The organism is Sinorhizobium medicae, assembly GCF_007827695.1.
Lineage (GTDB): Bacteria > Pseudomonadota > Alphaproteobacteria > Rhizobiales > Rhizobiaceae > Sinorhizobium > Sinorhizobium medicae.
Map to the genome: position 1 here is coordinate 1 of NZ_VITA01000054.1, position 5,431 is coordinate 5,431.

A 5,431-nucleotide genomic window follows, 5' to 3' on the forward strand; every position below is an offset into this window, starting at 1 on the left:
CTTCATGCCAAAGCGCGCAAAGCAGAAGTTCTAAAACAGCGGACGGCTCCTCCTCCGTCAACAGACGAAAGCCGTGGGATGCTCGTCGCGCTCACGATCGACGCGCGCCTGCATAGGATCAAGCGGGGCGACGTCGCGGGACTTCTTCGAAGATGCTCTGGCCATTAGCCCATTAACGCACAGGCCCGCGAAAAGCCGAATTGACTCTTTCGGCTTAGAGAACATTTGAGAACACGCCGAGCGCATTTGCGGGCGCTTCCACGACGTAAGGCAAATGTTGCAACCTTGATTGAGGGGGATCAGCCGTGTCCGATCTCCCTAAACCGAAATACAAATGGCGGCAGACTTGGCCGAACCATCCGAAGCACTTTTGCGGCGACGACGGCAGCCGGCATATCGCGTCCATTTACTGGAATCACATGGGCTGGTGAAACTGGTTCATGTGGAACTGGGCGAAGAACGCGAGCAGATGGAAGCGCCCGAACGGCCAGGCCGGCTCAGCAAGGGAGGCAGCTCTCGAAGCTGAGAAATGCTACGAAGCAATCCTCAGGTGTGAATGGCCCGGCATAGCGCCCGAGGATCTGCAGTGCATGCTCGGCTACGAGGAATGGATGCGGACCAGACCGTAGGATCCTCTTTGGGAACAAAGAGGCCATAGATGCGTTACTTTGGCGCCGCGCATTTCAGCGGCACCAGGTCCCCCAACCTGTTAGCAGTGCCCGCGACGTCCCCCGCGCGGGCACTCGCATTTTTGGCATGGCGGTTTTGTACGCTATTGCTTGCCAAGGTATTCCATCACCTTGTCTCGGTTCGACCCAGCCTCGCGGATTGCCTGAAGCGCCTTCTGCCGCGTCACCTTCGCCGTCCTCATCAGATAGGCGACCTCGTGCTCCTGGTCGGAAACGAGATCACGGTCGCGGCCTTTCTTCTTCGGATTATCTGCCATGCGGTTCCTCCATTGATGAACAATGAAGGATAGGGGCGATTTACGTCCCGGCAAGATCGGAACCTAGCTCCGCGGTCAGGCGTTGAGCCGCGGCCGCTATCGGAGCCGGCCTGAATTGCCCCCCTTTAAAAAGCATTGATCGGAAACATCCCGGCCAGCACGCTGTTTTAAAGGCGTTCCTCATTCAGGTGAGTGTTCTCCTCCCGACAGTCGACTAGCGGACAGTCGCACATGTCGGACAACTGTAGCGCTCCAATCGCATCTGCCGGAGCGCTGTTTTTTTGCTCTAAGAACGCAATCAGATTAGCTTCTGAACCCCAAGAAAACCGTAGACCGCGATCACGAGCAGGACGAGGACCACCAGCAACATAATTATCGTCGATACTCTCTTGGACATGCCAGTGAAATAAGGACGTACAACGTGTTTGGAATTGGACTGAAGTCTTACGCCAACGAGGTGCCGTATTCGGTTCGATACAAGCAAGACCGGCGGGAACGCTCACGAGTTGGGTGTTGACCTGCCGAAAGCCGGATCGTGGCTGACACAAATAGAGCTGCAGCGGGGGACAGCTGCAGCTCCGAACGCGACGTATTCTTCATCCTAGCTGGGGGCGCAATTGCCCTGTTCCATTCAAGGGAACCGCTTCGAACGTCGCTTATGCCTATTGTACTCTCAGAAGAACCGGGTTCAAGCTCGCACCCGGAAAAACTTGCAAGGAACCGAGCCCATGGCCGAGATTTATCTGTTCCCGAAGAACGCCGAAGAGCATGAGGCGGAGCGCCACTGACCGAGACCATGCACGCCTTCAATGCGGCCGTTAAGCACGCTGCGCAATGTGGGTTTGAAATTGAACTGAGCCGGGAGCATGGTCGTTCACCACACACACTCGACCTGATGGCTCGTCTTTCGGCGAGGCACTTGCAGCCAGAACTTCTCGAGATCTGAGGAGCGCTTTCAGCGCCGAAGCTGCGCGCTGGCTGCTCATCTTGCGTGGCGCTTTTCGACTGCCGCGCTTGGCATGTACTGTGCCTGTCAAGCGTGCGGCGCCTGCTAACCGCCCGTCTCCTTGACCTGAACCACAATCTTATTGCAACCGTTGATGGGCGTCGCCAACTCGACTAATGCATTTGGAGGGGAAGGCACAAATATTATACAGGGCTGGGGTGAATGGTGAACTGAGGTGATATTCAAACCTCCATTTCGGAGTTGCGACCATCTTTTCGGTTTCCTGTGCTTCAGCCAATGCCCTGCCCCTCGTATGCAATGCTGGATGGTTTACTGCTACGCTTCGCCGTGGCGGGCGCATTCCGCTGTCGTCCAGTCGGCCGCGGCACAGATGCCAACGACGGTTCGGTCTATTTTCCTCTGATCCTCTGACGTCGCGCTGCGCTCGCCGACAAGTCAGTGCCCACCACCCGGCGGGGCCGTCGGCACTTACCGGCACCGACGTCCCGCATCCCTGGAGGACATAGGTCAAAGCGAGAGGGGACATCGTCCGCAGTGCGGTCAGCTTCATTGTTCTGCCTTTGGATGGAGTTACGAACATTTTCGCCGCCACGCTGCTCCAAGCGACGACAGCGACGACTGAAATGAACACTTCGAATGCAGCGAGCAGCGCGGTTCGGTGAACACCAGATTGTCCGATGTGCTTCTGCAGCAACCTGGACTTTGTGATGGTCGCGCGTGAGCAGGGACTAGGAACTGCGCCTGAGAGCATCGCGATGCAGTCACGACGAGCACAATCAGGTTTTCGAACATTTCCCCACAAGAACCCTCGACGCGTGCCGTTACGCTCGCCATGAAAGTGCTTCCGGACACGCGTTGAGCGGCCGTTCTCGCCCCTTCAGTTGTAAGGTGAGTTGCACGGGCGGCGCGCACCCTCGAACGGCTGGAACGTGTCGTCGGCCAGTCGATACGATAGGTATCGCTCCTGGCACCAGCGAAGATGCCTGTTCGCGTCGGTTGCCCTTGGCTGGCGAAGTCGAAACTTTTGACGCACTCCGGGCCGGGGACCACCAACAGTTGCGTCCGGACCTATGCTGATGTCAGGGCTCATGCCGCGATAGCGGGAGCCGTAATTTGGATATCGCTGCTGCAGGAAGTCTCGGTACTCTCTCTCGATGAAGAGGTTGTGGTTGGTGCTGCCTCCCGTACCGCCGTTGCAAATTCCTATACATGTCTGGGCTCGTGCCGGCGACATACCTATTGCCGCGGCAAGCACCGCAATGGCGAGCGTTGAGGCGTTCACAGATCTCACCTTCTTTCTACGATCGAAGCTTAGGGCCGCACTTAACGCTTAAACTTCTGCAGGGTTTCCCGTATTCAAATCGGCACCGCTCAAGGGGAACGCGAGCCGAGTTCCCCGTCGCTCGATCGAGTGGCCATCGAACGCGCTCCAATCGGCCGGTGACAGGGTAACTGGCGCCATCGTTCACAGGAATCTCTGCTCCAAAGTAAGGCGGGTCAAGGCGTTTCAGCAATCGTCCACCACTCGCCGGAGACAGGCGGCACTTGCCGGCGCCGAAACCCCACATCCCTGGGGGACAAAGGTCAAAGCGAGAGCGGACATCGTCCGCAGTGCGGCCAGCTTATTGTTCTGCCTTTCGATGGAGGTTCTGACTTCGTCGCCGCCCTGCCGGTAGATCCGAACAACTACGGCGACAACGATGGCAAGGGCGGCCGCAGCCGCGATGAGGCGCGGAGTGGAGCACATCACGCCATCCCCTCGAGCTGTTTTGCCACGGCCTTCGATCGGCGTCTTTGCGCCAGTAGAGGAAGCCGGCAATGCCGCCGCCGATGCAGACGGGGTGATCACCTCTTTCGACTTCCACCAGCATCGAGGCCACGCGGTGTCACCGGTACTGGCACCGGCTTCTCCTCCGTCCCCGGCGCCGCCTTGACTTCCGGCCGTGCCGCTTCGCCCGGGGTGAGTGCCACAAGCGCCTTATGCATGGCAGCGCGTGTCTTGGGCCCAACATCGCCGTCGACCTGCAGCCGTTCGTCAGCCTAGAATTGCAGACCGTTATCGGCGCGATATTCGAAGAGCACGAGCGACATACGGGCGAGACGTTCAAGCCGATCGGCCAAACCGTTCTTGCCGCCGTTGATCTTCTTCGTGATAGTCTCGGCGTCGCCCTCGTCGGCCCAGCGGTTAAGGTTGCGGGTGGCCCAATAGAACATAGGCATCAGGCCTTCCCATGGACCGGTGTTGACCGCGTCCGGGTCTTTGACGAAGTCCAGGCAATCGAGGCCGGCGGCGCGGCACCAGTCGCGGAACTGGCGATAGTTGTCCTTGCCGGTAAGCTGCATTCCGGTGCGGCCGCGGTAGAGATGGCCGTCGCCATCTTTCGCAGGCGTGTTGCCGAGATCGGTGCGCGTGTCGTAGCACTGCTGCGCCGGCGTTGGGCCCCAGATCTCGCGGTCGTAGCGGAGATCGCCGCTCTCATGCATGAGCTGCGCAAAATACTGGGCGAGACGGTGCGGCCGGTCCATCCCGAATCGATCCCCGTACTTTTCCAACGCCACAAGTACGGATGCAAGGATGCTTTCGTTCACTTTGCCCTTTGCAGCAGCGCGCACATGCTGAACGGCGATGGCGCTCATTGATGTCTCCTGGTTGTCATTGGGGAATATTCGGCGGCTGGTTTGTAGCGGCCGGCAGTGTCCGGGCTTCATTGGCCGCTTTGCCCCTCGCAGGCGGCCGAGAGGCTCGTCACCGGCCCGCGGCCTTGACGGGCCTCGCCATTGATCCAAATCAATGGAGATGGGGACTAGGACATGGATGATCTCGAAGCAAAAAGCGCCGGCGGCATCGAACTAGCTTGTGACCTCTCAGAAGTCGCGGCACAGTGCGCCGCTTCAAATCTTCTTGACTTCGCGGCGCAGCTTGCAGGCCTCGCCGAAGACCTCAAGGAATTGGCTGCAAAGCCGATCGAGCCGGTCACAGTACCGGTCGAACCTGACTCTTAGCCCGGCGCAAGCTCAGAGTTAATTTCGAACGCCGAAAGGGGCGGTCGAACGGGCCGCGCTTAACCCGTTTTGAGTAAAAGACTAAGCATTGCGCCGCGCTGTTGGTTGTGGTTCATTTCGAACTCAACCTAGGTGCCGCCATGCTTAATAGCGAAGAGATCGACATCCCCTGCCCTGAGTGCGGTCACGAGGCCAGCAAGACGGTGGACTGGGTAAAGGCAAACGATGAACTTTCGTGCCGAAGATGCGGCAGCGTCATCAATCTGGAAAACGAGAGACCCTTTCTCATTATCGCGCACGTGACCCGCCGGATCGCGAAGCTCAGGCGTTCGCTCGCCAAGTTTCGGAATAACGCTCGAGGAGGCGCCAAGAAGCGGCGGTGATCCTGCCTTATTGATTGGGGCGTTGCCCTCACCCGCTATGCAGCGCGACAACCAAGATGAGACGCGCATTGCCTCGCCGAAACTGTTCCCGAATATTCAACCGTTGCCTCACATAATTTGCTCCCTACCGAG

The 5,431-nt window shown here is 58.6% G+C and carries 3 protein-coding genes and 2 pseudogenes; 1 reads left to right on the forward strand and 4 read right to left on the reverse strand.

What is annotated here, in order from left to right; all coding sequences use genetic code 11:
• Positions 1-772 precede the first annotated feature (772 nt).
• The 4 genes and pseudogenes from FB009_RS32385 to FB009_RS32405 all read right to left on the reverse strand — a co-directional run bounded on the left by FB009_RS32385 (position 773) and on the right by FB009_RS32405 (position 4,550).
• Complete coding sequence (locus FB009_RS32385) at positions 773-946, reverse strand: DUF3606 domain-containing protein (RefSeq protein WP_081613037.1); 174 nt, start codon at positions 944-946, stop codon at positions 773-775.
• Positions 947-2,228: 1,282 nt separating this feature from the next.
• Positions 2,229-2,463, reverse strand: a pseudogene (locus FB009_RS32390) (hypothetical protein).
• A 327-nt stretch (positions 2,464-2,790) separates the two neighbouring features.
• Positions 2,791-3,147 (reverse strand): BA14K family protein, encoded by a 357-nt coding sequence (locus FB009_RS32395; protein WP_024312263.1) that lies wholly within the window; start codon positions 3,145-3,147, stop codon positions 2,791-2,793.
• A gap of 512 nt (positions 3,148-3,659) precedes the next feature.
• A pseudogene (locus tag FB009_RS32405) lies at positions 3,660-4,550 on the reverse strand (glycoside hydrolase family 19 protein).
• 174 nt (positions 4,551-4,724) lie between these two features.
• Between FB009_RS32405 and FB009_RS32410 the strand changes: the two are divergent.
• Positions 4,725-4,916: a hypothetical protein gene (locus FB009_RS32410; RefSeq protein ID WP_024312262.1), complete on the forward strand. Its 192-nt coding sequence runs from the start codon at positions 4,725-4,727 to the stop codon at positions 4,914-4,916.
• Positions 4,917-5,431: the final 515 nt, after the last annotated feature.